The 26,677-nt window shown below is 71.5% G+C and carries 21 protein-coding genes; 16 read left to right on the top strand and 5 right to left on the bottom strand.

The window, feature by feature from the left end:
• The 3 genes from KIK09_RS28475 to KIK09_RS28485 all read right to left on the bottom strand — a co-directional run.
• Nucleotides 1–183: PadR family transcriptional regulator (locus tag KIK09_RS28475; protein WP_214322462.1), on the bottom strand; the 183-nt coding region annotated here is incomplete at its 3' end.
• Nucleotides 184–232: 49 nt separating this feature from the next.
• Nucleotides 233–790, bottom strand: coding sequence for an MBL fold metallo-hydrolase (locus KIK09_RS28480; protein WP_214322463.1), 558 nt, complete (start codon nt 788–790; stop codon nt 233–235).
• 572 nt (nt 791–1,362) lie between these two features.
• Nucleotides 1,363–2,175: an alpha/beta fold hydrolase gene (locus tag KIK09_RS28485; RefSeq protein WP_214322464.1), complete on the bottom strand. Its 813-nt coding sequence runs from the start codon at nt 2,173–2,175 to the stop codon at nt 1,363–1,365.
• Nucleotides 2,176–2,743: 568 nt separating this feature from the next.
• Here KIK09_RS28485 and KIK09_RS28490 point away from each other — a divergent pair.
• The 4 genes from KIK09_RS28490 to KIK09_RS28505 all read left to right on the top strand — a co-directional run bounded on the left by KIK09_RS28490 (nt 2,744) and on the right by KIK09_RS28505 (nt 10,060).
• Complete coding sequence (locus tag KIK09_RS28490) at nt 2,744–3,373, top strand: TetR/AcrR family transcriptional regulator (protein ID WP_214322465.1); 630 nt, start codon at nt 2,744–2,746, stop codon at nt 3,371–3,373.
• A 488-nt stretch (nt 3,374–3,861) separates the two neighbouring features.
• Nucleotides 3,862–7,632 (top strand): outer membrane protein assembly factor BamB family protein, encoded by a 3,771-nt coding sequence (locus KIK09_RS28495; RefSeq protein WP_214322466.1) that lies wholly within the window; start codon nt 3,862–3,864, stop codon nt 7,630–7,632.
• A gap of 8 nt (nt 7,633–7,640) precedes the next feature.
• Entirely contained in the window at nt 7,641–8,891 is a 1,251-nt protein-coding gene (locus KIK09_RS28500; RefSeq protein ID WP_214322467.1) for a hypothetical protein, read from the top strand.
• 104 nt (nt 8,892–8,995) lie between these two features.
• The gene (locus KIK09_RS28505; RefSeq protein ID WP_214322468.1) at nt 8,996–10,060 is read left to right on the top strand and encodes a hypothetical protein; all 1,065 of its coding nucleotides are present in this window, start codon (nt 8,996–8,998) and stop codon (nt 10,058–10,060) included.
• 3 nt (nt 10,061–10,063) lie between these two features.
• On the opposite strand, the gene KIK09_RS28510 is transcribed toward KIK09_RS28505, so the two are convergent.
• Both KIK09_RS28510 and KIK09_RS28515 read right to left on the bottom strand, forming a co-directional pair.
• The gene (locus KIK09_RS28510; protein ID WP_214322469.1) at nt 10,064–11,875 is read right to left on the bottom strand and encodes a hypothetical protein; all 1,812 of its coding nucleotides are present in this window, start codon (nt 11,873–11,875) and stop codon (nt 10,064–10,066) included.
• Nucleotides 11,876–11,877: 2 nt separating this feature from the next.
• Complete coding sequence (locus KIK09_RS28515) at nt 11,878–13,029, bottom strand: ROK family transcriptional regulator (protein ID WP_214322470.1); 1,152 nt, start codon at nt 13,027–13,029, stop codon at nt 11,878–11,880.
• A gap of 79 nt (nt 13,030–13,108) precedes the next feature.
• Here KIK09_RS28515 and KIK09_RS28520 point away from each other — a divergent pair, with 79 nt between their 5' ends.
• From KIK09_RS28520 to KIK09_RS28575, 12 genes are all read left to right on the top strand, one after another.
• Nucleotides 13,109–14,374: a Gfo/Idh/MocA family protein gene (locus KIK09_RS28520; protein ID WP_214322471.1), complete on the top strand. Its 1,266-nt coding sequence runs from the start codon at nt 13,109–13,111 to the stop codon at nt 14,372–14,374.
• Nucleotides 14,367–15,629, top strand: coding sequence for an ABC transporter substrate-binding protein (locus KIK09_RS28525; RefSeq protein WP_214322472.1), 1,263 nt, complete (start codon nt 14,367–14,369; stop codon nt 15,627–15,629). The genes KIK09_RS28520 and KIK09_RS28525 overlap by 8 nt, the downstream gene beginning before the upstream one ends.
• 3 nt (nt 15,630–15,632) lie before the next feature.
• Nucleotides 15,633–16,517 carry a carbohydrate ABC transporter permease gene (locus KIK09_RS28530; protein WP_214322473.1) on the top strand — a complete coding sequence of 295 codons (885 nt, stop codon included), beginning with the start codon at nt 15,633–15,635 and terminating at the stop codon, nt 16,515–16,517.
• On the top strand, nt 16,514–17,380 hold the full coding sequence (locus tag KIK09_RS28535; protein WP_214322474.1) for a carbohydrate ABC transporter permease: 867 nt from the start codon (nt 16,514–16,516) through the stop codon (nt 17,378–17,380). The genes KIK09_RS28530 and KIK09_RS28535 overlap by 4 nt, the downstream gene beginning before the upstream one ends.
• A gap of 10 nt (nt 17,381–17,390) precedes the next feature.
• Nucleotides 17,391–19,358 (top strand): discoidin domain-containing protein, encoded by a 1,968-nt coding sequence (locus KIK09_RS28540; protein WP_214322475.1) that lies wholly within the window; start codon nt 17,391–17,393, stop codon nt 19,356–19,358.
• A gap of 108 nt (nt 19,359–19,466) precedes the next feature.
• Nucleotides 19,467–19,790, top strand: coding sequence for an SHOCT domain-containing protein (locus tag KIK09_RS28545; RefSeq protein ID WP_214322476.1), 324 nt, complete (start codon nt 19,467–19,469; stop codon nt 19,788–19,790).
• 4 nt (nt 19,791–19,794) lie between these two features.
• Nucleotides 19,795–20,211, top strand: coding sequence for an ester cyclase (locus KIK09_RS28550; RefSeq protein WP_214322477.1), 417 nt, complete (start codon nt 19,795–19,797; stop codon nt 20,209–20,211).
• 118 nt (nt 20,212–20,329) lie between these two features.
• The gene (locus tag KIK09_RS28555) at nt 20,330–21,637 is read left to right on the top strand and encodes a purine-cytosine permease family protein (RefSeq protein ID WP_214322478.1); all 1,308 of its coding nucleotides are present in this window, start codon (nt 20,330–20,332) and stop codon (nt 21,635–21,637) included.
• The gene (locus KIK09_RS28560; RefSeq protein ID WP_214322479.1) at nt 21,634–23,154 is read left to right on the top strand and encodes a hydantoinase/oxoprolinase N-terminal domain-containing protein; all 1,521 of its coding nucleotides are present in this window, start codon (nt 21,634–21,636) and stop codon (nt 23,152–23,154) included. The genes KIK09_RS28555 and KIK09_RS28560 overlap by 4 nt, the downstream gene beginning before the upstream one ends.
• Entirely contained in the window at nt 23,147–24,196 is a 1,050-nt protein-coding gene (locus KIK09_RS28565) for an S-methyl thiohydantoin desulfurase family protein (RefSeq protein ID WP_214322480.1), read from the top strand. The genes KIK09_RS28560 and KIK09_RS28565 overlap by 8 nt, the downstream gene beginning before the upstream one ends.
• 20 nt (nt 24,197–24,216) lie before the next feature.
• Entirely contained in the window at nt 24,217–25,245 is a 1,029-nt protein-coding gene (locus KIK09_RS28570) for an S-methyl thiohydantoin desulfurase family protein (RefSeq protein WP_214322481.1), read from the top strand.
• A complete protein-coding gene (locus KIK09_RS28575; RefSeq protein ID WP_214322482.1) occupies nt 25,242–26,675 on the top strand; it encodes a PucR family transcriptional regulator in 1,434 nt (477 codons plus the stop codon). The genes KIK09_RS28570 and KIK09_RS28575 overlap by 4 nt, the downstream gene beginning before the upstream one ends.
• Nucleotides 26,676–26,677 lie beyond the last annotated feature (2 nt).

Consider the following 26,677-nt stretch of genomic DNA (forward strand, 5'->3'; position numbering starts at 1 on the left):
GGCGTGCCGCGGGCGCCCGCCGTCGCCGGGCAACTCCCAGCGGGCCTCGAGGAAGCCGTCCTCGTGGAGGCGGGCGAGCAGCGGGTAGAGCGTCCCGGAGGAGATCCCGGACTCGCGCATCAGGTCGAAGCCGTGACGCCACTCCTCGGGCGCCGCGGCCAGCACCGCCAGGACCTGTGTCACGCGATGGGATGAGTGTCGCGTCCTAGCCATACTCGGACCGTAACACTGATTACTCGACATATGTAGGGTTAAACGCGGCCCCGTGTCCCGGGATGATCAGGACGGGATGGAGGTCGAGGACCCGGCGCCTGCCCGCGCGCCACTGCTCGAGGTCCTCAGCGAGCGGGTCGGGGTCGGGGCCTTCGGCGTTCCACCACAGGTGGGTCAGCACCACCGCGCCCTCGTCGGTGTCGGCCACGGTCGAGATGTCCTGCAGGGTGTGGCCGGGCGTGGCCATCAGGCGGACCGACGGCGACAGGGCGAATCCCTCCGCCTCCCGGCTGTCCCACCGGTCGTCCTGGTAGATCGCCCAGTGGTCGTGGAACCTGGCGCGGGGGAACAGCGCCGCGTTGAGCGTGTGGTCGGGGTGGTGATGGCTGAAGACCACGTCGGTGACCTCCTCGACGGCGACGCCGAGGTCGCGCAGCGGGTCCAGGATCAGGTGCCGCCCGGCCACCATGCCGGGATCCACCACGATCACCGCGTCCTGGTCCCTGATCAGCGTCACCGTGCTCGCGACCCGGTCTTCGGCGTAGCCTGCGGTCAGCACGTCCACCTGTGCGTTCATGGTCGGTCTCCCTCGTGTAGGACGTGCCCAGGATCGCGGATGGCCCTCCACCGGTCCAGAACCCCCCTGCTCCCCGCAGGTCGCGAGGCAGTGGCAGGCCTACCTGATCAGCCCTCAAGAGAGTCCGCCGCGTCAACCGTCATTAGGGCCCGACCGGTCAACCGCCATAGGAGCCCGCCTGCGTCGCGGCCCGGCAGTGTCGGGGATCCTGCAGGGCGCTGATTGATCGCCCGCCTTCGCGCGTCACGTACCTTCCTGTGCTTTGCCGCGGGTACCAGCCGGTGCTTCGCTGCGGGTACCGGCCTGGCGTGACCGGAAGTCGGAAGGTCGGCTCGTCGGGGAGGGACCCAGGGCGCGGTCAGTCACGCCTCAGGGCCGGCAGCGAGCTCGACAGGGTCGGGCGAGTACCTCGGGGAAGGGAGAGCCCGGCGTAGCGCAGTCGGTCATCCTTTCAGCGTCGGCAGTCAGCCGGCACGGCGCGGGCGGTCATGCCTTCAGGGTCGGCAGTCAGCCCTACAGGGCCGGGGCGAGTACCTCGGGGAAAGCGAGGGCCCCGGCACGGCGCGGGGCGGTCATGCCTTCAGAGTCGGCAGCCAGTCCGACAGGGCCGGGACGAGTACCTCGGGGGAGACGTCGTGGGTCTGGTCCGGGAGGGACTTGAGGTCGGCGTTCGGCAGGATTCCGGCGATCGTGGTGGCTCCGGCCGCGAGCCAGGGGGTGCTGGCGCCGCCGTACAGCACCAGCGTGGGAGTGGTGACCGGGGCGTAGCGCCGCAGCTCGGCCGGGTCGCCTGACATAGTCCGGCCCATGATGGCGGCGTCGTAGGCGAGGGTCGGCGCGAGCTGCTCCATGCCGGCCCAGTACGGCTCGGCGCGCATGGGCTCGACGAACTCGGCGGGCATGTAGGCGGCCTCGGTGAGGAACTGCGCCACCGCGTCCCCTGGGCGGCCCTCGGCCACGGCCTGCTGGAGCCGCTCCCGGTAGTCGGGGCCGATCGGGCGCCGGTCGTCGGTGACGACGAAGGGCGGCTCGTAGAGAGCGAGCCCGGTGACGGGGAGTCCGGCCAGCGCCGCCTCCAGTACCAGGACGGCGCCGGAGGAGAACCCCAGCAGGGCGGCCTGCCCGCCCGCGTGCTCGATCAGGGCGGCGATGTCGTCGATCTCGGCCTGCACGCTGTAGCTGGCGGCATCGCCGCTCTCGCCGCGGCCACGGCGGTCGTAGGTGTACACGGTGTACCGATCGGCCAGCGCCTGCGCGATGACCTGCTCGGTGGGGTTGAACTGACGGTAGCCCATGGCCCCGTCGACGATCACGAGCGCCGGGCCGGTGCCAGTCACCGAGAACGCGATACGGGCGCCGTCGGTAGAGATGACGCTGCTGCTCATTTCTATGCTCCTTCACTACAAGTACGGTCCGGTACCGTACGGTACGGTTCGGTACAGTACCAGTACGGTCCGGTACCGTCTACCCTGTACGGCAGGCACCCCCCGCCGGCCTCGCGCCGAGCAGGGCCCGCTATGGGGCGGTCCCGCGCTGTGCAGGATCCGCTGTGGGGCGGGCCTGTGTTGAGCAGGGACGGCTGTGGGGCGGGCCTGCGCTGTGCGGGAACGGCTGAGGGTCGGACCTGTGTTGAGCAGGGACGGCTGAGGGTCGGGCCTGTGCTGGGTAGAGGCCGGTGACGGTTGGGCCTGCCCTGTGCAGGGACGGCCGAGGGTCGGGTCTGGGCTGTGCGGGAACGGCTGAGGGTTGGGCTTGTGCTGGGTAGAGGCCGGTGACGGTTGGGCCTGCCCTGTGCAGGGTCCGCTGAGAGTCGGGCCCGCGCTGTGCGGGAACGGCTGAGGGTCGGGTCTGGGCTGTGCAGGGTCGGCTGAGGGCTGGGGCTGTGCTGAGCAGGGACCGGTGAGGGTCGGGTTCACGCCGAACAGGGAACGCTGAGGGCACGGAGGAGTGCGGATGGCAGCGAGTGATCAGGCCGGAGGCAAGCGCCAGGTGATCCTGGACGCCGCGACGGCGGTGTTCAGTGAGAACGGGTTCGTCGGTACGAACCTGGACCAGGTGGTGTCCGCGGCCGCTGTGTCCAAGCAGACGCTGTACAAGCACTTCACGGACAAGGCCAGTCTGTTCAGGGAGATCGTCCTGGAGATCGGCAACCAGGTGGACACCCCGTTCCTGGACCTGCCGGAGCCGGGTGCGATCGAGGACGTCGAGGACTGGATCGAGACGCTGGCGCTGCGCTTCATCCGGGTGGTCATGGATCCTCAGGTCCAGCGCATCCGCAGGCTGGTCATCGCCGAGGCGCCCCGGTTCCCCGACGTGGCGACCGCCTACTGGGAGGGTGGCTTCCATCGCGTCCTCACCACGCTCGCCGAGCACTTCCGCGGCCTGGCCGAAGCGGGGAAGCTCCAGGTGCCTGACCCCATGACGGCGGCGCAGCACTTCGCCGGCCTGCTGCTGTGGATCCCGAGCAACCGCACGATGTTCAGCGGCCGCCCCGACGTCGTCACGGACGGCGAGCTGGAGAACTACGCCCACGCCGGCGCCACCGCGTTCCTGCGCGCCTACCCACCCCGCAACCCCCACTAGCCCCACCCAGCTCCCCGCCGGGGCCGCTACCTCGGCTCCGCCGCCATGCCCTTGGCGAGGTCGCATGGTGAAAGCGTCATGCCCTGGCAGGCCGGGGGGTGAGCCACGCCTTGGCAGGGCGGGGGTGAGCCACGCCCTTGGCCAGGTGAGGGTCGAGGGGGCTTTGCCCTTGGCGAGCCGGGTTGCGAGGGGGCCTGCCCTTGGCAAGGCGAGAGGTGGAGAGAGCCATGCCCTTGCGAGGTGGGCGTGAAGGAGGTCGTGTCCTTGGCGGGGCGGTGTCGAGGGGGAGCCGTGCGCGGATGGTGAACTGCGCATGGCCTTGGTGGGGCGGGAGGTGAGGAGAGCCGTGTGCGGTGTGGGGGGAATTGGGGTGTGGGTGAACTCTTGGGACGAATGGGATGAACATCGCCGGTGGGGTCTCGGCCGGGGTGTGGCAACTTGTCTAGTTTTGTCGCGTGCTCACTGCAACTCGTCACATGTTACGTACCATGCAGGTCCTCGGGGTGTTCGTCGCGGCTCTGGCTGCCACGCTCGGCATCTCCGCTGGTCCTGCGTCCGCCCACTTGACCCGTACCCATGCCGAGCTGGTCGTCAGCAGCACCTTCGGCGTAACAAGCGGTCGCTTGGTTGTGCACCGCGATGTCGTCAGCCCTGAGCGCGCCGGCGCCTGGGCGGGTGAGCTGCTCGGAGGCGGCTGCCCGGTCAGCGCGCACGGGGTGTCAGGCGACAGCGGCGGCATCCCTGGCGGCGTGGTCATCGAACTGGCTTGGTCGTGCACGGTGGACAGCCTGGATCTGGGCGCCCTGCTGCGCGCGGGCGGGCTGTCGCAGATCGTCGCCGAGTTCGACGGCGTCACGTCGAACGTGACGGACGCGCTCCCTGTCGTCGACGCCACCGGTTCGCACGCGCCGGCCTCGCCGTGGCCGCCGCTGTCCCTGGTGGTGATCCTGCTCGGCGCCGTCCTGGCCGTCACCGCGGTGCTCTGGCTGCGCCGCCGTACCGGATGGCTGGGTGTCGTGGCGGCGGGGGTCGCGATCGCGGTGCTCGCCCCGAGCGCCGCACAGGCCGCCGTCGACAACCCGAGCCCCGACCCGAGCACCGCGGCGGTAGACAGCTTGAGCACCGCGGCGGTGAACAGCTCGAGCCCTGAGCCGAGCACCTCAGCCGTGGACAGCCCGAGCTCGGAGCCGAGCAAGGCCGCCACGGACAACCCGCAGAGCAGCGCGGCCGCGGTCGGCAGCACGCTCGAGCTCACCACCGTCAACCCGAAGCTGGGCGACCCGCTCACCTTCCGCTACACCACCGACAAGCCGGGCGCCCGCAACTGGGTGGGCCTGTACGGCCCGGACGACAAGCCCGGCGACGTCGCGTCGAAGACCTGGGTGTACGCGCCGCAAGCCGCGGGCACCGTCACGCTGAACAGCGGCGCCCTCGGTGAGGGGACCTGGAAGGCGTACTTCCTGGCCGACGACGGCTATGACTCGCTGACCCAGCCCGTCACGTTCACCCTCACCGGCGGCGCCGCCGACAAGGTGACCGTCGAAGGGACGGTCTTCGCCGACCAGGACCGCGACGGCGTCAAGGACGCCGGGGAGAAGGGCATGCAGGGCGTGTCCGTCACCGATGGCGTGGCGTGGGCGACCACCGGCGCCGACGGCGGCTACTCGATCATCGTCGACCGCAAGCGCAGGGAGACCGACCTGGTCAGCGTCGTCTCGCCGAACGGCTACACGCCGGTGCTGCGTGACGACTACGTGCCGGCCTTCTTCCGTGAGGTGCCAGGCGGGCCTGGGCCGCTGAAGGGGCTGGACTTCGCGCTGGTCCCCGACGCCAACGCCGCCAACCCCAAGGAGAAGTGGCTGATGGTCTCCGACGTCGAGGTGAGCAACACCACCGACGCCGCGGCCAAGAACACGCTGCCGCGCTGGCAGGGCCAGGTCGAGGCCATGTCCGAGGTGCACGGCGCCACGCTGACCATGACCACCGGCGACCTGACCGTGAGCGACTACGCGGCCGAGCCGCGCCGCCAGGGTGGCTACGACATCCTGCGTGAGGGCCTGCGCAAGGGCAAGCTCGGTCATCCGTACTACCCGGTCATCGGCAACCACGACATCGGCGGCACCGCGACCTCCGTCGGCTACGGCGGCAGCCTGGAGTACTGGCGCAGGAACATGGGCCCCGAGTGGTACAGCTTCGACCGCGACGGGCGTCACGTCGTGGTCCTGGAGGACAACTACGACTCCAGCGGCCTGGCCCCGCAGCTGGCGTGGCTGCGTGAGGACCTGCGCAGGCACGCGGTCGGCAAGCAGGTGCTCGTCTTCGCGCACCGGTCGCTGTTCACCCAGTGGGGTCCCGGCGCCGGCATGCAGCCGACCGTCGACGAGCTGGCCAAGTACGACGTGCGGATCTTCGCGGCCGGCCACAACCAGCAGGCCGAGTACCGGCGCGGCGCGTTCGCCAGGTCGGTCGAGGTCAACAACATGGGCGTGTACGGCATCGACTCCGCCAGGCCCGACTACAAGATCCTCGACTTCAGCGGCATCACCGACGACCCCAACACCAAGGAGAACGAGGACACCGGCTACATCGCGGGCACCCACCGCCAGTTCGAGGTCGACGACGACGTCGCGCTGGTCAGCCCCGCCGAGGGCAGCGTCCACGGCGCGAAGGCCGGAGTCCCCGTCGAGCTGTACGCCGAGGACGACGGCCGCACCCCGGCCACGGCCGAGCTGACCGTCCGCTTCAAGAACGGCAAGGTGGTCTGGCAGGATCGCAAGCTGGAGTTCGGCCGCGAGTCCAAGCCCACCGGCCAGGTCAACTGCTACACCCCGCCCGGCGGTACGGCGGAGCAGTGCCCCACGGCGCACGTCTCGTGGACCAGGGTCAGCTCCCGGATCTCCGGCCTGCACCCGGGCACGTACACGGCGGAGATGGTCGCGGTCGACACCGCGGGCAAGGCATGGCCGGCGGTCAAGACGACCTTCGAGGTGGTCGCCGACGGCCGCCTCGACCAGCCCAAGCTGGGCCAGGACTGGACCAGGCAGGGCGGCGACGAGGAGTCACGCTCGTCGTCCAAGGACGACCCGGGCGCCAAGCTCGACCTGCGCTGGGCGGCCAGCACGGGTGAGCAGTTCCACCTCAACGGCGCGGCCGTGTGGGACGGCAAGGTGATCGTCGCCTCGCAGGCCTTCGACTCGCCGTACAGCATGATGCTCGCCTACGACGGGCTGACCGGCGCGGAGGTGTGGCGGACCTACCTGGACGGTGACGCCGAGTCCTTCCCGACCGTGCACGACGGCAAGGTCTACCTCACCACCGGCGTCGGACGTGTTTACGCCCTCGACGCGGGCACCGGCAAGGTGGCGTGGGAGACGATCGACGACGAGCACGTCACCGGCAAGACCGTGCGCCGCTACGGCCGGGCGGGCGGACCGGTGAGCGTCTTCGACCTGCCTGACCGCTCCGTGGCGGTCTATCAGGCGTGGAACACCGTGCTGTGCCGCGACGCCAAGACCGGCGCCAAGCTGCCCGGCGGATTCGGCGCGCCCACCGGCTGGGGCGAGTTCCACAGCGTCGCCGTACGCCGTCCTGGCGCCACCACCGCCTACCTGCAATCGGGATCCAGCCAGACGCTGATCGCGATGGACCTGACCACCTGCAAGCAGCAGTCCTCGGTGGACACCGGCGGTGACCTGTTCACGCAGTCCTCGCCCGCCTTCACCGACACAGGGCTGGTGACGGCGACCTCCTCGGGCGTGCGCGGTCACGATCTGCAGGCGGGCGCGAAGGTGCTCTGGCAGGCCAAGCTCGGTACGACCAGCACCTGCGAACCCGGGCCGCCTCCGGTGACCAGCCCGGCGACCAGGGGCGCGATGGCCTACGTGGCCAGCGTCGACGGCGTGGTCAGGGCCTACGACACCGCCTCGGCGACCCCCGACAAGCCGGTCTGGGAGACGCCGCTCGGTTACCTGCCGGGTGAGAGCCCGATGGACGACAAGTGGCGGGTCGCGGCCGGATGCACGGCGGCGGGTCCCGGCTCTCCGGCGATGCACACGCTGGCGACCGAGACCGTGGTCTACGCCACGACCTGGGACGGGCGCGTGGTGGCGCTCGACCGGGCGAGCGGCCGCAGGCTGGCCGAGTACAACCTGGGCGCGGGCGTGGCGTCGGCGCTGTCGGTGAGCGGGAACATGGTCTACGCGCTGACCGACGACGGCTCGATCCACGCGCTCGAGACCACGAGGATCCGCGGTCAGTGATCAGGATCATGACACGGGGTCTGGTTCGCCTGCTCGCGGCCGCGGGCCTGGCGGCACTGATCCTGCTGGGAGCGGCGGGCCCGGGGTGGGCACACCCCTTCGGCCCGCCGCTCGCGGCGAAGGTGACCGCGAGCGGCGACACGGTCGAGGTGACCTGGTCGGCCGCCGCCGACGACCTGGCCCGGCTCGCTCAGCGCGGCCGGCCGGTCGGCGACTACCTGCGTGAGCACATCGCGGTGTCGCAGGACGGGACGGCGTGCCGGCCGGAGGCGGTGCGGGAACTCGCCGCCTCCGGCGCGGTCCTCCGCTTCCGTTGCCCGGCCGCCGTCCGCGCCATCACGCTCACCATCACCACCCTCACCGACGTGGACCCGGCCTATCGGACGGTGTCCACCACGCCGGGCGGCGGGGGCGCGCTCCACACCGCGACGGCTCCCACGCACGTGCTGCGCTTCGACGGTACGGCGAGCACCCCGGGCCCGCCGATCGGGTTCGCCGCGGCGTGGACGGCCGAGCTGTCCTCCCTGGTGGACAGCGACGTGGTGCTGCCGCTCGCGCTGCTGGTCGCCCTGGTGGCCGGCGCGGTCCACGCCTGCGCGCCCGGGCACGGCAAGACGCTGACGGCCGGGTACCTGGTCGGCGGCAACGGCAGGACCCGTGACGCGGTGCTGCTCGGGGTGGTCGTCGCGGTCATGCACACCGTGTCGGTGGCCGTGCTGGCGGTCGGCTGGTGGCTCGCCATGGACAGCGCGCCCTCCCTGGGAGCGGTGACGCGGTGGTTGCAGCTCGGCGGGGCGCTGGTCGTCCTGGGAGTCGGCATCGGCCTCCTCCGCCGCCACCTCCGCCCCCGGCCAAGCCACGGTCACGGCCATGGACATGGTCACGGGCACGGTCATGGACATGGGCACGGGCATGGGGACGCGGAGTCTTTGCTGACGTGGCGGGGCATCGTGACGATGGGCGCCTCGGGTGGGCTGCTTCCCTCGCCCTCGGCCTTCCTGCTGCTGCTCACCGGCCTGCTCACCGGCCGGGCCGGGTTCGCCCTGGCCATGGTGGCGGCCTTCGGCGTGGGGATGGCGGGCACCCTGGCAGGGGTCGGCATCGCCGTACTGCGAGGCAGGAACGCGCTGGCGAGCGTGGCGAGATCGCCGCGGCTGCGGCAGTGGATCGGACGCCTGCCACTGGTCGCCGCCGCCCTGGTGACAGCGGGCGGCCTGACCGCCTCGGCCCTGGCGGCCGTGGCCCTGACCGCCCCCTGACCACGAGAGCCGTCAGGGCCGCGGTTCCTGTCGGTTCCAAGTGATCTCCAAGCCTGGTGCGCCAGGCTGCCCGAGGTCCAAGGAACCATGGGGAGCAAAGGGATATGAGAAGAGCACTGTTGCTGGTGGTGGCGGCGTTGGTCGCCGGGTTGGCCTGGACGGGGCCCGCCGAGGCGGCGGGGCCGGTGAAGGTCGTGGTGGCCGGGGTGAAGGCCGGGCCTGGCACGCAGAGCGGCGCCTGCCCGACGACCGTCGGGTTCTCGGCCGTGCTGGTGGTCAAGGGCCACGGCGTGACGCGCTACCGGTGGGTGCGCAGCGACGGCTCCAAGGGCGCGATCAAGAAGATCAAGGTGAGCGGCGCCAGGAAGGTCGTGGTCAGGGATCGGCAGACGTTCGAGAGCAGCGTCTCCGGCTGGCAGGCCGTGCAGGTGCTCGGGCGCGCGGGGTTGTCGGCCAAGGCCCGCTTCAGCGTCCAGTGCGAGGGCGCTCCCATCGTGTACGACGCCTACCACCCGCTGCCGCAGGGCCTGCCGGGCCGGCCGCTGGAGGCCGCCGCCTCGGTGTCGGCCGACCCGGCCGGTTACAGCGGCTCCTGCCCGGCCACGGTCGGCTTCACAGGGCTGCTGCAGGTGTCCCGGGTGCCTGCCCGGGTGGTCTACCAGTGGATCGACAGCGCCGCGGGGGAGAGCGCGCCGCAGGTCGCCGAGTTCGGGGCCCAGGACGCGCGCAGCCGTACGGTGACCTCGTCGGTGTCGGCGAGCACGTCCGGCTGGCGGGCGATCCGCATCCTGGAGCCGGGCGGCCACGACTCGGGCCGGGCACCGTACACGGTGACCTGCACGGAGGAGTCGCCGGTCGAGGCGACGGTCGCCGTGGACCGCCCGAACTACGAGGGGCCCTGCCCCGTGAACGTGACGTTCACGGGTGAGATCAAGGTCAACCGCGCTCCGCTGGACGTGGAGTACCGGTGGGCCTACGACAACGGCGCCCGCAGTGACGTCGTGAAGCTCGACTTCCCCACCGGCACGACCAAGCCGGCCACGATTGCGCTGCCGCAGCAGTTCAACGCCTCAGGCAAGGGCTGGCGGGCGGTCGAGCTCCTCTCACCGGTGAAGAAGCTGGTCAAGGTCGACTACACGGTCACCTGCAATGACGGGACGCCAAGGTGACCCTCACGGGGAGTGCCTGAGCCAGAGGGTGAGGGCCCAGTCCTGGTCGTTGGCCAGCGGGTCGGGCCGGTGACCGGGCTCTCCCTCGACGCAGCTCGGCATGAGGAAGGCGCAGGTGGCCGTGCCGTCGGGGAAGAAGTTGGCGAGGTTGGCGCGGAAGATCGCCTCCGCCGTCTGGGCGTCGCCGATCTGGGTGAGTGCGACCGCCGTGAGCACGCTCCAGTAGTGCGGGAAGACGTCACCGTAGTGGCGGTGGCGGCCGAACCAGAAGCCGTCCCAGTGGCGGATGCCGATGTCGCGCAGCCGCACGTGCGGCTGGGGCCCGCCGAAGGCGCGCATCCAGCGCACCGCGCGCTCCAGCGCGGCCTCCGTCTCCGGTGTGGCGTCCGCCGCGGCGAGGAGCGTGACGAGCGGCGCCACCATGGACTGCTCGTAGTTGACCTCGTGGCTGGGCAGCTCCGTGCCGAGGGCGGCGAAGTGCAGGGCGTGCCGCTGGAGCGCCTCGGTCAGAGCGGTGTCGCCGTTCAGCGACGCGACCAGCTTGACGGCTTCCGGCAGGCCGATCAGCAGGTGGTTCTCGGCTCCGAGCTCGTAGGCGCGCTCGAGGATCCTCGCGGCCAGCTCCAGGTCGGCGGTCTCGCCGTACAGCCGGTACTGGTCGGCGAAGAAGTGCGCCATCCACGGGAAGTTGTAGAGCCGGGGGACGCGTTCGGGGTAGTCGCTGCCGCGGTGGACGGTGCCGTCGGGGGAGACCAGGCGGTGGCGGGCGAAGCGCGCCCAGCCGCGCAGCGCCGCGTCGATCTCCTCCTGTGGGCCCCAGCCGCGCAGCCGGGCCTCCTGGAGCAGCGTGGGCATGGCCAGCCGCTCGGCGCCGTCGGTCCAGTCGCCCCAGCCGTTCGTGGTCTGGGTGAGGCCGGTCGCGTTGTCGTAGGGGAGGAAGGCGTGCCGGTCGGGCTCGGCGCGCTCCAGCGGCCGGTGGTCGGCCAGGATCCTGCCGATCCTGCGCTCGACCAGCTCGCGTCGCGGCTGGTGGAAGAGCACGGCGGTACGGCTACCGCCCGGGATCTCCACCTGCCGCACGCCATGAGTGTCCGAGACGATCTCCTGCGAGCCGACGAGCAGCGGCGTGCCCACCTCGGCCACCAGGCTGCCCACCGTGACGGGCGGCCTGGTGGCCTCGAGGAACTCCGGCACGGACGCGTGGAAGCCGGTCTCCAGCTCCAGGACGTAGCTCTCGCCGGGCTCCAGGACCAGCGGGAGCTGCCCGCCGAACGCCGACGGGTTGCGGGCGTGGTCGGTGACGTGCAGCATCAGGTGCCCGCGCACGTTGGAGCTGGTGTCGCTGCCGCGCGACTCGATCGAGTACGCCCACAGCGACCCACGCCTGACGACCGTGCCGAGCACGGGCCCCACGCCCGACATCGGCTGCGCGAGCACCCACGACCAGGCGCCGCCGGTCCACACGTGCGCGTGGCAGGCCCTGGCGAGGGAGTCGGCCGCCGAGTCGTAGACGTCCCTGATCGGCAGGGAGATCGCCAGCGAGCCGACGGTCAGCGGGCTGTCGGAGTCGTTGGTCCAGGTGTAGGTCTCCAGCAGGCGCTCGCCGGCGGACCTGGTGACCTCCAGCCTCAATGAGTCGGTGACCCGGCCGGGGCCGCGCCACCGGCCCGAGCCGCGGGAGGTGATGGCGAACCCGGCGCCCCAGCGGTGTGCCGCGGTGTGCCAGCGATCGGAGCCTTCCTGCAGGAGGAAGGGGTGCTCGGGCAGCTCGGGGTGGACGAAGAGGGCAGGTGCGCCGTCCTCGTGAAATTTCACGATCATGCGGTGGGCCTCGGGAGGGGGGAGTCGATGTCGTAGAGCCTAGCGTCGACCTGGTTGAGGGCATGCCGTACCGCTCCCAGGACGACCGCCTGGTCGCCCAGGGTGGAGACGGACAGCGCGGGCGGTTCCAGGCAGTACGGGTCGAGGTGCCTGCGCAGCGGCTCGAGCAGCACGTCGCCGGAACGCGAGATGCCGCCGCCCAGCACGACCAGGTCGGGATCGACGGTCAGCACCAGCGCCGCGACCCCTTCGGACAGCTCCTTGGCGAAGCCGTCGACCGCCTGGTGGGCGGCAGGGTCGCCCGCGCGGGCACGGCCGAAGACGAAGGCGGCGGCGTCCTCCGGCGCGGTGCCCTCGGGCAGGCCGGGAAAGCCGGTCAGGTGCGAGGGCGCGCGGTGCCAGCCGAGCAGCGGCAGGGCGCCGATCTCGCCCGCGCCGCCGCGCCCGCCCCTGTGCAGGCGGCCGTCGATGAGCAGGCCCGCGCCCGTCCGCACGCCTGACAGGACGAAGACCAGGTCGGTCACCCCTTGCGCCTGGCCGATCCAGCCCTCGGCGAGCGCGGCCAGGTTGCAGTCGTTCTCGACCAGGATCGGGCAGGCGAAGTCGCCGCGCATCTCGCCCGCCAGGTCCACGCCGGTCCATTCGGGCAGCCCGACGGACAGCTTGACCACGCCTTCGGCCGTCACCACGCCGGTGGTGCCCACGCAGAGCGCGGCGACCTGCTCGGCCCGCACGTCCGCGGACTTCAGCGCGCCCGCGGCCGCCGCCCGCGCCGCGGCCAGGCGCGCCGCGCGGCCCGAGGCTGGATCGACGCGCTCCGCGTGCTGCGCGACCACCTCGCCCTCCAGGTCGGAAAGCGTCGCCCGGATGATGTAGGAGCCGACGTCCACGCCGACCACGTAGCCGCCGATGGCGTTGAAGGTCACCAGCCTGGCCGGGCGGCCCATCTGGCCGCTCTCCGGTGGCAGTTCCCTGATCCAGCCCGCCGCGAGCAGCTCCTCCACCAGGCTCTCCACCGTGGGGCGGGAAAGCGCCGTGCGTTTGGCCAGGTCAGTGAGGCCGACGGGGCCATGGCCGCGCAGCGCGCGGATCGTCGCGGCCAGGTTGATCCGGCGCACCCGCGAGGTGTCGCTGCCGCGAATCGTCACTTATGCCCCCTTGACAGCTCAACTTCCAGACAAATAAAAACAGGCTTCATTAGTAAGTCGCAAGACCGAAAGGACGTTCATGGTCACACTCGCCGTCATCGGGGCGGGTCTGCGCGGTATCGGCTACGCCCAGCACGCCCTGGCCACCGGCCGGGCCAGGGTCGTCGCCGTGGCCGAGCCGGACCCGGGACGACGGGAGAGGCTGGCGGCCGAGCACGGCATCCCGCCCGAGCACACCTTCGCTAGCTGGCAGAAACTGCTCGCCGTACCGAGGCTGGCCGACGCGGTGATCGTGGCGACCCAGGACCGGATGCACCTGGGGCCCGCCGTACGCGCCGCGGAGCTCGGCTACCACATCCTGCTGGAGAAGCCGATGGCTCCCACGGAGGAGGAGGCCGCGGCGATCGCCGAGGCCGCCGGCAGGAACGGCGTGATCCTCGCCGTCTGCCACGTGATGCGGTACACGCCCTACACCCGGGCGCTCAAGGAGCTCATCGACGGCGGCCGGATCGGCCAGATCATGAACATCCAGCATCTCGAGCAGGTCGGCTGGTGGCACCAGGCGCATTCCTTCGTCCGGGGGAACTGGAGCGTCGAGGCCGAGTCGGCCTCGATGCTGCTGGCCAAAGCGTGCCACGACCTGGACTGGATCGTGCACATCAAGGGCGCGCTGCCCGAGCGGATCTCCTCCTTCGGCAACCTCGTCCACTTCCGCGCCGAGAGCGCACCGGCGGGCGCGGCCAAGCGGTGCCTGGACTGCCCGATCGAGCCCGACTGCCCCTACTCGGCCAGGCGGCTCTACCTGGGCTGTCTCGGCGACCCCGACAAGGAGTACTGGCCGCTGTCGGCGGTCACCGCCGACCACACCGAGGCGGGCGTGCTCGCCGCGCTGCGCGACGGCCCGTACGGCAGGTGCGTCTACGCCTGCGACAACGACGTGGTCGACACCCAGGTCGTGACCATGGAGTTCGCCGACGGCACCTCCGCCACCTGCACCGTCACCGCCTTCGCCGCTCTGGAGCACCGCAAGACGCGCGTCTTCGGCACGCGCGGCTCCATCGAGGGGGACGGCGTGCGGCTGACGGTGCACGACTTCGTCACCGACGAGATCACCGAGATCCTCACCACGGCCGGTCAGGACGCCTCGGCGGCGACCGGCCACGGCGGCGGAGACGCCGCCATGCTGGACGCCTTCGTGGCCGCGGTCGCCCAGGGCGACCCGGCGCTGGTCCTGACCAGCGGAACCGAGAGCCTCGCCACGCACCGGGTGGTCTGGACGGCCGAACGCGCCCGGCACACAGGAACCGTCACCCCCCTTCAGAAAGGCCCCGCCATCCATGCGTAAGCTCACCGCCGTCGTGGCGCTCGGCGCCCTGGCCCTGGGCGTGTCCGCCTGCGGCAAGAAGAACAGCGCCGAGCCAGGCAAGCAGTCCCTGGTCTACGTCTCCGCCTGGGGCGCCGACGAACCCCAGGGGAAGATCATCAAGACGATCTTCGACGACTTCGCCAAGGAGACCGGCACCAAGGTCGACGTGAAGTTCGCCGGCCGCAAGGGCGTCGACAACCTGGCCACGGAGATGGCCTCGGGCCAGGGCCCCGACCTGTTCGACACCGCCACGGACAACATCGCCGCGTTCGCCGCGCAGAACGTGGTCACCCCGCTCGACGACGTGCTGACCGCCGAGATCCCCGGCGAGGGCAAGAAGGTCCAGGACGTCCTGCCCCAGGCCGTACGGCAGGCCTCCTCCACCGACAAGGGCCTGGCCTTCGTCCCGCACACGGTCATCTCCACCGCGGTTTGGTACGACGCGGCCAAGCACCCCGGCCTCGACCCCAAGACCTGGGACGACTTCATCGCCTACCTGGACAAGGCCAAGAAGGAGGGCCGCGCCCCGATCGGCCAGGACGGCACGATCAACTTCTACAACGTCTACTGGTTCTACAGCCTGCTGGTGCGGGCCAACGGGGCGGGCAGCCTCAAAGCGCTGTCGAAGGACCCCGCCGCCTGGGACAAGCCCGAGATCCTCGACGCCGCCAAGAAGGTCGAGCAGCTGGCCAAGGGCGGCTACTTCCAGAAGGACTTCATGGCCACCAAGTTCCCCGCCGCCCAGGACGCCTGGGCGCAGGGCACCTACGACCTGAACATCAACGGCACCTGGCTGGCCGGCGAGACCCACGACAAGCTCGCCGCGGGCGCCAAGGTCGCCTCCTTCCAGCTCCCGGCGGGCGGCCAGAACTCCGTCGAGGTCGGCACCCTCGGCTGGGCCGTCAACGCCAAGAGCAGGAACGTGGCCACGGCCAAGAAGTTCCTGGCGTTCGCGTTGCGCAAGCCGTACATCCAGCAGATCTCGACGTCCGCGCTCAACATCCCCTCGCGGGCCGACGTGCCGGCGCCCGAGCACCTGCTGGGCGTGCAGAAGGCGGTCAACGAGGCCACCGCCACGCACAGGACCTACGACGACGCGGCGGCCGACAAGAGCTGGTGGAACGACCTGTTCCTGCCGCTGGACGACCAGCTGATCTCCGGCAAGATCGACGCGGCGACGTTCGTCAAGGACGGCAAGCGCAAGACCGCCGAGCACCTGGCCAACACCAACTGAGCCATGGGAGCCAACATCCGGCGCGCCTTCTGGCCCTTCCTGCTCCCGGCGCTGCTCGCCTACACGCTGCTGTTCGTGGGGCCGTCGCTGTTCGGGCTCTGGGTCAGCCTCACCAGGTGGGCGGGCCCCGGCTCGGAGATGAGCTGGCGCGGCCTGGGCAACTATCTCGCGCTGCTGCGCGACGACGTCTTCCGCCAGTCGTTCGTCAACACCTTCGTGCTGGGCGTCGTCGGCGGCGGGCTCGTGTTCGGTTTCACGTTCCTGTCGATGGTGGTGCTCAGGCAGCTCAAGGGCCGGGCCTTCATCCGCTCGGTGATCTTCCTGCCGATGATCATCTCGGTGATCGCGGTGGGCGCCGCCATCGGCTTCCTGCTCAACCCCGGCGGCGCCGTCAACACCGTGCTCGGCTGGATCGGCCTCGATCCGCAGCCCTGGCTCGGGCCCGACCTGGTCTTCCGCTGCATCGTGGGCGGGCTGGTCTGGTCGAGCACCGGCTTCTACGTGGCGCTGATGATGTCGGCGGCCGACGGCATCCCCGCCTACATCTACGAGGACGCCCATCTGATCGGAGCCACCAGATGGGAGCAGTTCCGGCACATCACACTGCCGCTGACCTGGGACGTCTTCGCCGTCTCCGCGGTGCTGTGGGTGGTCAACAGCCTGAAGATCTTCGAGATCGTGCTCGCCTTCACCACGGCGGGCACCCCGGCCAGCCCGCCCCTGCAGGCCAGGACCGTGGCCGTGCAGCAGTACTACTCGATCAGCGGCTCAGGGGTGCCTGACCTGGGCAGGGCCGCCGCGATGGGAGTCGTCGTGCTCCTGGTGACGGCCGTGCTCGTCGCGCTGACCCGGCGCATCACCCGCCGCGAGCGGGTGGAGCTGGCATGAGGCGCCTGCTCGGCGACGTCCTGCTGCCGCGCGCGACCGCGATCGCGCTGTGGGCCTGGGTGGCCTTCAACCTCGCCCTCGTCGCCTGGATCGGGCTGCAGTCGCTCAAGGAGTCCGGCCAGGTCTGGCTCAGCCCGTTCTCGCTGCCCGATGATCCGCACTGGGAGAACTACGGCGCGGCCTGGCAGGCCGCCGGGTTCTCCTCGGCCGCGCTGAACAGCGCGGTGCTCACGCTGCTCGGCTCGCTGCTCATCGTGGCGCTGTCGGCCCCGGCCGCGTACGTGCTCGCGCGCTCGAGCCGGCGGCTCGCCGGTCCGCTGACGGGCTACTTCGCGATGGGACTGAGCATCCCGCTGCAGACCGTGGTGATCCCCATCGTGGTGATCAAGCTGTCGCTGTACACGTTCATGGAGGACTGGGTCACCGGCTGGTGGGACAACCGCATCACGCTGCTGATCTTCCAGGTGGCCCTGTCGCTGCCGTTCTCGGTCTTCGTGCTGACCGGATACATGCGCTCACTGCCGCACGAGATCGAGGAGGCCGCCGAGATGGACGGCGCCGGCCCGCTGCGGTCCTTCGTGCGGATCGTGCTGCCGGTCGCCAGGCCGGGCGTGGTCACCGTGCTCGTGCTCAACGTCATCGGCCTGTGGAACGAGACGCTGCTCGTCCTGCTGATCGCACCGCAGCCCGGGGAGCGCACGCTGCCCGCCGCGCTGCTCAACCTCTACAGCTCCATGCAGTACAGCTCCGACTGGGGCGGCCTGTTCGCCGGGATCGTCATCCTCGTCTACCCCATGATCGTGCTCTACCTCTGGCTCGGCCGCCGCATCGTCGACGGAATGACCGCCGGAATCTCGAAATAGGAGCATCTTGATGCGCAAACTCCTGCTATCCCTGTGCCTGCTGGCCTTACTGCCTGCCGTACCGGCTCACGCGGCGGCGGGGACCACCTACTACGTCGACGCCGTGGCGGGCAGCGACGCCAACTCCGGCACCAGTTCGGCCTCGGCCTGGCAGTCGCTGGCGAAGGCAAGTCAGCTGACGCTCGGCCCAGGTGACCGGCTGCTGTTCAGGGCCGGGCAGCGCTGGAGCGGCCAGCTGACCGTCCGGGGAGCCGGTACGGCGGGCAGCCCCGCGTTTGTGGGCGCCTACGGGACCGGCGCCAAGCCGATCATCGCGGGAGAGGGCACGGTCGACGCCGCGGTCAAGGTGAGCAACGTGCACGACCTGACCGTCGACGGGCTCGAGGTGACGAACTGGAGCAACGGCACCACCCCGCGCACCGGCGTCAACCTGTACGCCAAGGACGCCGGCGTGCTGGCCGGCGTCACGCTGCGCAACCTGTACATCCACGACGTGGACGGCCCCGGCGGGAGCTACGTCAGCTCGGCCGGGCTGCTGGTGTCCATCAGGGGCAACAGCGTCCCCACCTCCTACGACAACCTGGTCATCGAGAACAACGAAGTGGCCAATATCCGCTCCTACGGGATCATCACCTGGTCCACCTGGTCACGGCGTAACGGGATGACCAGCCTGTATCCCGCCGAGACCGGCATCCCGGACTCCGAGGTCGCCACCTGGACGCCGAGCACCCGCGTGGCGATCCGCGGCAACTACGTCCACGACGTGACCGCGGGCGGCATCACGCCCATGCACACCAAGGGCGCCCTGATCGAGAACAACCGGGTCGACAAGGCGGCCAGCGGCCGGCTGGTCAACAACGGCGGCAACGTCGGGATCTGGTGGCAGGGCAACGACGACATCGTCGTCCAGCACAACGAGGTCTCGCGCACCGGCTTCAACGGTCCCGGCACCGACGGGCACGGCTTCGACTCCGACGCCGACAACAACCGCAGCGTGGTGCAGTACAACTACAGCCACGAGAACGACGGCGGCTTCTTCATCACCGTCTCCTTCACCAGCGCCCCCACCAGGACCAACACCGTCCGCTACAACCTGAGCAGGGACGACGGCTACGAGCTGTTCAGCCTGTCCACCGAGACGTCGGGCACCGAGATCTACAACAACACGCTGTACGCCGGGGGCCGCGTGGTCGTGGTGAAGCCGCCCTACAACGGCGCCGGCAGCTACCCGCTCGGCAAGATCGTGCACATCTACAACAACGCGTCCGGCATCAAGATCCGCAACAACGTCGTCGTCAACAAGACCACCGCCGGCTACGACGCGCAGAACGGCACGCTCTACGACGCCAACCTCTACTACGGCGGCCCCGCGCCCTCCGACACCAACGCGCTGAGGTCCGACCCGAAGCTGGTCAACCCCGGCTCCACCGCCGCCGAGGACTACAAGCTCCAGGCCGACTCGCCCGCCAGGGGCAGGGGCGTGAGCCTGGCGCCCGGCGTCGCGGACTACTTCGGCGGCACCGTCCCCGCCACCCAGCCCGACCGCGGCTTCCACCAGTACCCGGGTCCGGTGACGGTGGCGACCACCTCCTACGCCACCCTCGGCGTCCTGCATCCCTTCCGCATGGTCGACGGCGACGTCAACACCTCGTGGAGCAGCCTCGCCGGCGGCGTCACCTTCCCCGGCACCATCGACGTCGACTACGGCCAGGACAGGAGCATCGGCTCGGTCACCATCCACACCGCCTGGGCCACCGGCCAGGCCATCACCGAACTCGACGTGCAGACCTGGAACGGCTCGGCCTGGGCGACCCAGGTGGCCGGGCAGAAACTGACCTGGTCGGCCAACACCGCGACCGTCGAGAACCGCACGATCACGCTGCCCCAGCGGGTCACCACGCGCAAGCTCCGCCTGGTGGTCCGCAACGCCAACCTCAAGTGGGGCAACTTCGCCGTCTACGAGATCGCCACGGCGTAGGTCACGTCCTGTCGCGGGCGCTCGCTTCCGCGGGCGCCCGCGCGGGCACGGCGCAAACAAGCCGAGAGCTTGACTCTGGCCAGACGAAAAACGGGGGATGGCTGCCTTATGGGTGTCTTTCTCCGTCCCCGCAGGCCACTGCTGAGAGCCGCGGCCGGGGCGGCGACCGCGGCCGTCGCCTACAAAGCCGGCAAGAACAGGGCCACGCAGGATCAGTACAACGAGCAGGCGGAAGCGGCCTACCAGGCCACACAGCAGCCGCCACCACAGGCCTACCAGCAGCCACCGCCACCACAGGCCTACCAGCAGCCACCGCCGCAGCCGCCCGCCGACCCGCTGGCCGAGCTGGAACGGCTCGCGCGGCTGCACCAGTCGGGCGCGCTCACCGACGAGGAGTTCGCCGCCATGAAGTCCCGCGTGATCGGAGGCTGAGTAGATGAGTCCGACCGAGACCGTGCTTGACGCGCTGCTCGCCACCGCCGCCGGTGACATGGAGCGGATCGAGGCGCTCTACGCGCCCGACTGCCGTGGCTGGTCGGCGGGCAGGGAGATCACCTCGCGCGAGGAACTGCTGGCCGACGCGGGTGACCGCGCCACCGGCCTGTCCGACGTGCGGGTGGAGGCCTCCCCGATGGAACTGCCCGACGGCACGGTCGTGGCCGAGTGGCGGCTGACCGCCCGTCACACGGGGGAGCTGAACCTGGGCGAGGATGTGGTCGTGCCGCCGTCGGGCAGGAGCCTGGACATGCGCGGCGCGATGTTCGCCGAGCTGCGGGGCGATCGGATCACCGCCTTCCGCCTGTACTGGGACGAGGCCGACCTGCTCGACCAGCTGGGCCTGCTGCCTGCCTGAGCATCCAGTCCTTGTGCGAAAGGCACCAAAGATCACCACATAGTGTGCGATGCGCACCTTTGCAGTAGTTAGTCGCTTTCCTACCGTTCTCTCAAGCTAACCCCCTGGGAGGTCAACGGTGGCCGACGACTACTCGCTCAACCGCGTGCCCGAGCGCGCACGATACCCCTGGTTGTCGGTGGCGGTGCAGCGCTTCGGCCAGGTCTCCGCGCTGACCCAGTTCATGCTCGGCGCCACCCTCGGCTTCAGCATGACCTTCTGGCAGTCCTTCTGGGCGCTGACTCTCGGCGCGGTGATCCTGGAAGCGGCCATGATCCTGGTAGGGATCATCGGTATGCGCGAAGGCCTGTCCACCTCGATGCTGGCCCGCTGGACCGGCTTCGGCCGCGGCGGGTCCGCGGTGATCGGCCTGGCCATCGGCGTCAGCCTGATCGGCTGGTTCGGCATCCAGTCGGGCGTGTCCGCCCGCGGCCTGCACGCCCTCATCGGTGGCCCGCCCGAGTGGGCGTGGGCGATCGCCTTCGGCCTGGCCGTGACCGCGATCGTGATCGCCGGGTTCCACTCGATGGCCTGGACCGCCTACCTGACGGTCCCGCTGTTCCTGGCGCTGGTCGCCTGGTCGATCGTCAGCGAGCTGAGCAAGCACTCCGTCGGCACCCTGATGAGCCAGGCGCCGCCCGGGCCGCCCATGACCCTGCTGCAGGGCATCGCGCTGGTCGCCGGCAGCCTGATGGTCGGCGCGGTCATCACCTCCGACATGACCAGGTTCAACCGCAGCGCCGCCGACGTGGTCAAGCAGACGGTCCTCGGCGTCACCCTCGGCGAGTACGTCATCGGCCTGGCCGGGGTGCTGCTCGCGCACGCCGTCGGCAGCTCCGACGTCATCGCGATCGTCACCTCCTCCGTCGGCCTGGTCGGCACCCTGGTGATCATCGCGGGCACGCTGAAGATCAACGACTGGAACCTGTACTCCTCCGGCCTCGGCCTGGTCACCTTCATCGGCGTGATCACCGGCCGCCGCCCCAACCGGGCCGTGATCACCGCGGTCGTCGGCGTGGCGGGCACCCTGCTCGGCGCGCTCGGCATCCTCGACCTGTTCACCAGCTTCCTCATCCTGCTCGGCGTGGTCTTCCCGCCCATCGCCGGCATCATGATCGCCGAGTACTTCGTCGTCCGCCGCTGGCGGGGCGAGCTGGCCGAGGGCCGCGACACCGGCGCCGCGCCGCCGAGCGCGCCCACGTGGGTGCCCGTCACCCTGGTGATCTGGCTGGTCGCCACGCTGGTCGGCCACTTCGTCACCGCGGGCCTGGGCAGCGTCAACTCGCTGGTCACCGCGTTCGTGCTGTACGTCGCCTGCGGCCGGCGCGGCCTGCTGCGCCCCGTCGGCGTCAGCAGGACCGAGGTCGCCGAGGAGGTCGCCGCGTGAGGATCGGCATCGACGTCGGCGGCACCAACACCGACGCCGTCCTGATGGACGGCGACCGGGTGGTCTCCGCGGTCAAGCGCGCCACCAGCAAGGACGTCACCAGCGGCATCGTCAGCGCCATCGAAGGGCTGAACGTCCATGGCGACGTGCGCGCCGTGATGATCGGCACGACGCACTTCATCAACGCGCTGGTGGAGGCCGACCGGCTGGCGCCCACCGCATCGGTACGGCTCGGCCTGCCCGCGACCACGTCCCTGCCACCCTTCGTGGACTGGCCCGACCGCCTGGTCGAGGCGGTGTCCGGGCGCGGCTACCTGTGCCACGGCGGCCACGAGTTCGACGGCCGGGTCATCTCCGAGCTGGATCCCGACGAGCTGCGCCGTACCGCGGAGGACATCCGCGCCCGCGGCATCCGCTCCGTGGCGATCTCGTCCATCTTCTCGCCCGTCAACCAGGAGTTCGAGGAGCGGGCCGCGGAGATCCTGGCCGAGGAGCTGCCCGGCGTGCCGATCTCGCTGTCGTACGAGATCGGCAGGATCGGGCTGCTCGAGCGGGAGAACGCCACCATCGTCAACGCCGCGCTGCGCGAGCTGGCGGACGAGATCGTGGACGGCCTGGCCCAGGCCATGGCGGGGCTGGGCATCACCGCGCCGCTGTACCTCAGCCAGAACGACGGCACGCTGATGGACCTGGAGTTCGCCAGGCGCTACCCGGTGGCCACCTTCGCCTCCGGGCCGACGAACTCCATGCGCGGCGCCGCCGTACTGTCCGGGCTCGAGACCTGCGCGGTCGTCGACATCGGCGGCACCACCAGCGACATCGGCGTGCTCAACGGCGCGTTCCCCCGCGAGGCGACCACCGAGGTCACCGTCGCCGGGATCAGGACGAACTTCCGCATGCCGGACGTGCTGTCCATCGGCATCGGCGGCGGCAGCCGGATCCGCGAAGGGCACCGGGTCGGGCCCGACTCGGTGGGCTACGAGCTGACCAGCCGGGCGCTGGTGTTCGGCGGGTCGACGCTCACCGCCACCGACATCGCGGTCGCCGCCGGGCTGGCCGAGCTCGGCGACCCCGCGCTGGTGGCGCACCTGGACAGGGAGATGGTCGCCGGGGTGCTGAAGCGGATCGCCGACGACGTCGCCGAGGCCGTGGAGCGCATGCGGACCAGCCCGGAACCGATGCCCGTGGTCGGCGTGGGCGGCGGGTCGATCCTGCTGCCCGATGCCCTGCCGGGCTGCGGCGAGGTGCACCGGCCGGGCAACTACGCGGTCGCCAACGCCATCGGCGCGGCCATCGCCCAGGTCGGCGGCGAGGTGGACCGCATCTACACGGTCGCGCCCGGCCGCCGCGAGGCGGTGGTGGACCAGGCCAAGCAGGAGGCGGTGGACCGGGCAGTGGCGGGCGGCGCCCGGCCGGGCAGCGTGCGCATCGTCGAGTTCGACGAGATCCCGCTGCCCTACCTGCCCGGCGACGCCACCCGCATCAAGGTCAAGGCCGTAGGAGAGCTGCATGCGTGAGATCGGACTCGAGCACCTGGCCGCCATCGCCCGGGGCGCGGCCGTCCTGGGCACCGGGGGAGGCGGCGACCCGTACATCGGCCGGCTCATGGCCCGCGCCGCGCTGCGCGAGCACGGGCCCGTCGAGCTGGTGCCGCTGGAGGAGGTGCCGGACGAGGCGATGGTGCTGCCGGTGGCCGGCATGGGCGCGCCCACCGTGATGGTGGAGAAGCCGCCCGCGATCGAGGAGATCTCGGCCGCGGTCGAGGCCATCTGCGGCTACCTCGGCCGCCGCCCCACCCACATCGCCTGCGCCGAGGTCGGCGGCGTCAACTCGCTCATCCCGGTGGCCGCGGCCGCCCGGCTCGGGCTGCCGCTCATCGACGCCGACGGCATGGGCCGCGCCTTCCCCGAGCTGCAGATGTTCATCCCCGCCATGTACGGCGTGGCCGCCTCGCCGATGGCCATGGCCGACGACAAGGGCAACCGGTCGGTCATCGACACCGTCAGCAACCACTGGACCGAACGCCTGGCCAGGGCGGCGACCGTGGAGATGGGCGGCTCGGCCACCACCGTCCTGTACGCCATGGACGGCGCCACGGCCCGCCAGGCGATGGTCCCCGCCACGCTCTCGCTCAGCGCCGAGCTCGGCGAGCTGGTCGCCGAGCACCGCGCCACCGGCGACGCCCCGCAGGCGGTGGCGGCCAGGCTCGGCGGCCGGGTCCTGTTCGCCGGCAAGGTGCTGGACGTGGAGCGGCGCACCGTCGGCGGCTTCGCCCGCGGCGTCGCCCGGCTGTCGGGCAACGGCGAGCTGCGGTTGTCGTTCCAGAACGAGCACCTGCTCGCCGAGCTGGACGGCACCCCCGTGGCCAGCACGCCCGACCTCATCTGCGTGCTCGACACCCAGACCGGCGACCCGATCACGACCGAGGGCCTGCGCTACGGCCAGCGCGTCACCGTCTTGGCCGCGCCGTGCGACCCGCGCTGGCGCACCCCGGAAGGGCTGGCGCTGGCCGGACCCAGGTACTTCGGCTACGACCTGGACCCGGTGCCCCTCGCCTGAGATGTGACTTATCGTCAAGGATGACCCAGATCCGGGAGCAGGACCTGCCCGCGCTCGAACGCGGCTGCGTCCTGCTCGGCTCCGGTGGTGGCGGCCCCACGGTGACCGTGATGCGGCTGCTGCGGGCCAGGCTGCGCCGGGGGCCTGTCGAGCTCGTGGCCGCCGCCGAGCTGCCGCCCGACGCGCTGCTCGTCCCGGTCGGGCTGGCCGGGGCGACCGGGATGCTGGAGGAGAAGCCGCCCACCGGCCGGGAGATGGAGGCGGCCGTGGCGGCCGTCGCCCGGTGGAGCGGCAGCCGGGTGGGCGCGATCATGTCGATCGAGGCCGGCGGCAGCAACGGCATCGCGGTGCTCACCTGCGGGCTGCCCGTGGTCGACGCCGACCTGATGGGGCGGGCCTTCCCCCGGCTCGGGCAGGCCTCCACCTCTCGCAAGGGCGTTCAGGCGGGGCCGTACGCGCTGGTCGACTCGGCCGGCCGTACCACGATCATGGACGGTTACGACCCGGAGGCCGGGGAGAAGCTCATGCACGGCGCGGTGCAGGCGGCGGGCGGCTGGGCGGCGTTCGCGCACTGGCCGATCCGCGTGGCCGACCTGCCTGAGCTGGCCGTCGTCGGCGGCCTGGCCCGCGCGCTCGAGCTGGGCAGGACCATGCTCGCGCTGCCGGAGCGGGCGCCGCGCGCGCCCGCGCTCGGCGGGCGGTCGCTCGGCACCGGGCGCGTCGTGGAGGTGATCAGGCAGCCGGGCGGCCGCGGCGTGGTCAGCGTGCTCGGCGACGGCGGCCCGGTGCTGCGGGTGGAGATGGAGAACGAGTTCCAGGCCGTCTTCTCCGACGGCATCCCCGTCGCGACGACCCCCGACGTGATCTGCCTGCTCGAGGCCAGGACCGGTCGCCCGCTCGGCTGCGACGAGGTGGTCCGCGGACCGCGCGTCGAGGTGCTGCAACTGCCCTGCCCCGCCTTCTGGCGCCGCGCGGACAAGCTGGCCCAGGTCTCGCCCGCCGCCTTCGGCATCGACGTGCCACCCCGCCTGATGGAGGGTCCCGCATGAACGTCGCCGACCTGCTCGACCGGGCCGACCTCGTGGTGCTCGCCGGCCCCGCCGACAACGGGCGCCAGGTCACAGGCGTGTCCGTGACCGCGCCCTTCGCTGGGGCGCTGGCCGTACGGATCGACGGGGAGCGGACCGGGTGGCGGCTTGACGCCGACCTCAACCGCGCGGCCGAGGCGGGCGCGGCCGCGCTCGTCGTGCCGGGCGCCGACCCGCTGCTGCGCGGCACGCTGCTGCTGGCCGAGCGGCTGCGCACGCCCGTGCTCGGCTGCCTGGGCGATCCGCTGGAGACGGCGGTACGGCTGGCCGTCCTGCTCGCCGCGCCCGAAGTGGACGTGGCCAGGCGCGTGCTGGCCGCGCACCACGTGCTGGACGCGGGCGGGCTCACCCTGGCCGAGCTGCGCGACAGGGCCAGTGAGGTGCTGCACGCCGAGGTCACCGTGCTGGCCAGGGACGGCGCCGTCCTGCTCGGCCCCGCGGTGTCGGCGCAGGTCAGGGTCGCGCTGCAGGTGCGCCAGCGGCTCGCGGGCGGCGGCGTGGCCGTGCCCGTGCTCGCCCCCGACGGGCGCAGCGCCGAGCTCTGGCTGGTCAGCCCCGGTACGGCGGGCGACGAGGAGGTCCTGGCCGTGGCCGCGGGAGCGGCGCAACGCTCGCTCGCGCTGCGCAGGGTCGAGCTGGAGCGGGACGCCCGCCGCCGCTCCGGCCTGCTCGGCGAGCTGCTCCAGTCGGGCGACGACGCGGGCCCGTCGCTGCGCAGGCGCGCGGCCGAGGCCGGCTGGGCGCTGGACGGCTGGCACACCGGCATCCGCTTCGGCGCCAGCCGTCCCGTCGACGTGGTGACCTCCACCAGCGACATCGTCTCCGCGCTTGCCGCGGAGGGCATCGAGGCGGTCGTGGTGGCCGAGGACGGCGGCTGGGTGGCGTGGGTGACCACCACGGCCGAGCCGGGCACCGACGTCGTCGACCGGCTCGCCGCCGGGGTACGGCAGGCGCAGCGCCGCCTGGCCGACCTGGACCTGCTCGTCGGCATGGCCAGGCCGCATCCGGGACCCGGCGGCATCGCCCGCACCCTGTCGGAGGCGCGCGACGCGGCCCGCCTGGCCGGGGCCAGGGCGGAGACGGGCAGGTTCCTGCACGTGGACCGGCTCGGCCTGGCCCAGCTCCTGCTCGCCTGGACCCGCACCGACACCTTCGTCCCCGCCGCCAGATCGCTGCTGGCCACCCTCTCGCCTGAGCTGGTCGAGACGCTCACGGTCTACCTGGACGCGGAGTCCTCCCTGATCGAGGCCGCGGCCGTGCTCGGCGTCCACCGCAACACCATCGCCCGGCGGGTCGCCAGGATCGAAAGCCTGCTCGGCGTCGACCTCGCCGACGCCGACACCCGCCTAGCCCTCCACCTGGCCTGCCGCGTCAGCACCTCCCCGTCCTAGCT

Origin of the sequence: Nonomuraea sediminis (assembly GCF_018531495.1) — a bacterium.
GTDB lineage: Bacteria > Actinomycetota > Actinomycetes > Streptosporangiales > Streptosporangiaceae > Nonomuraea > Nonomuraea sediminis.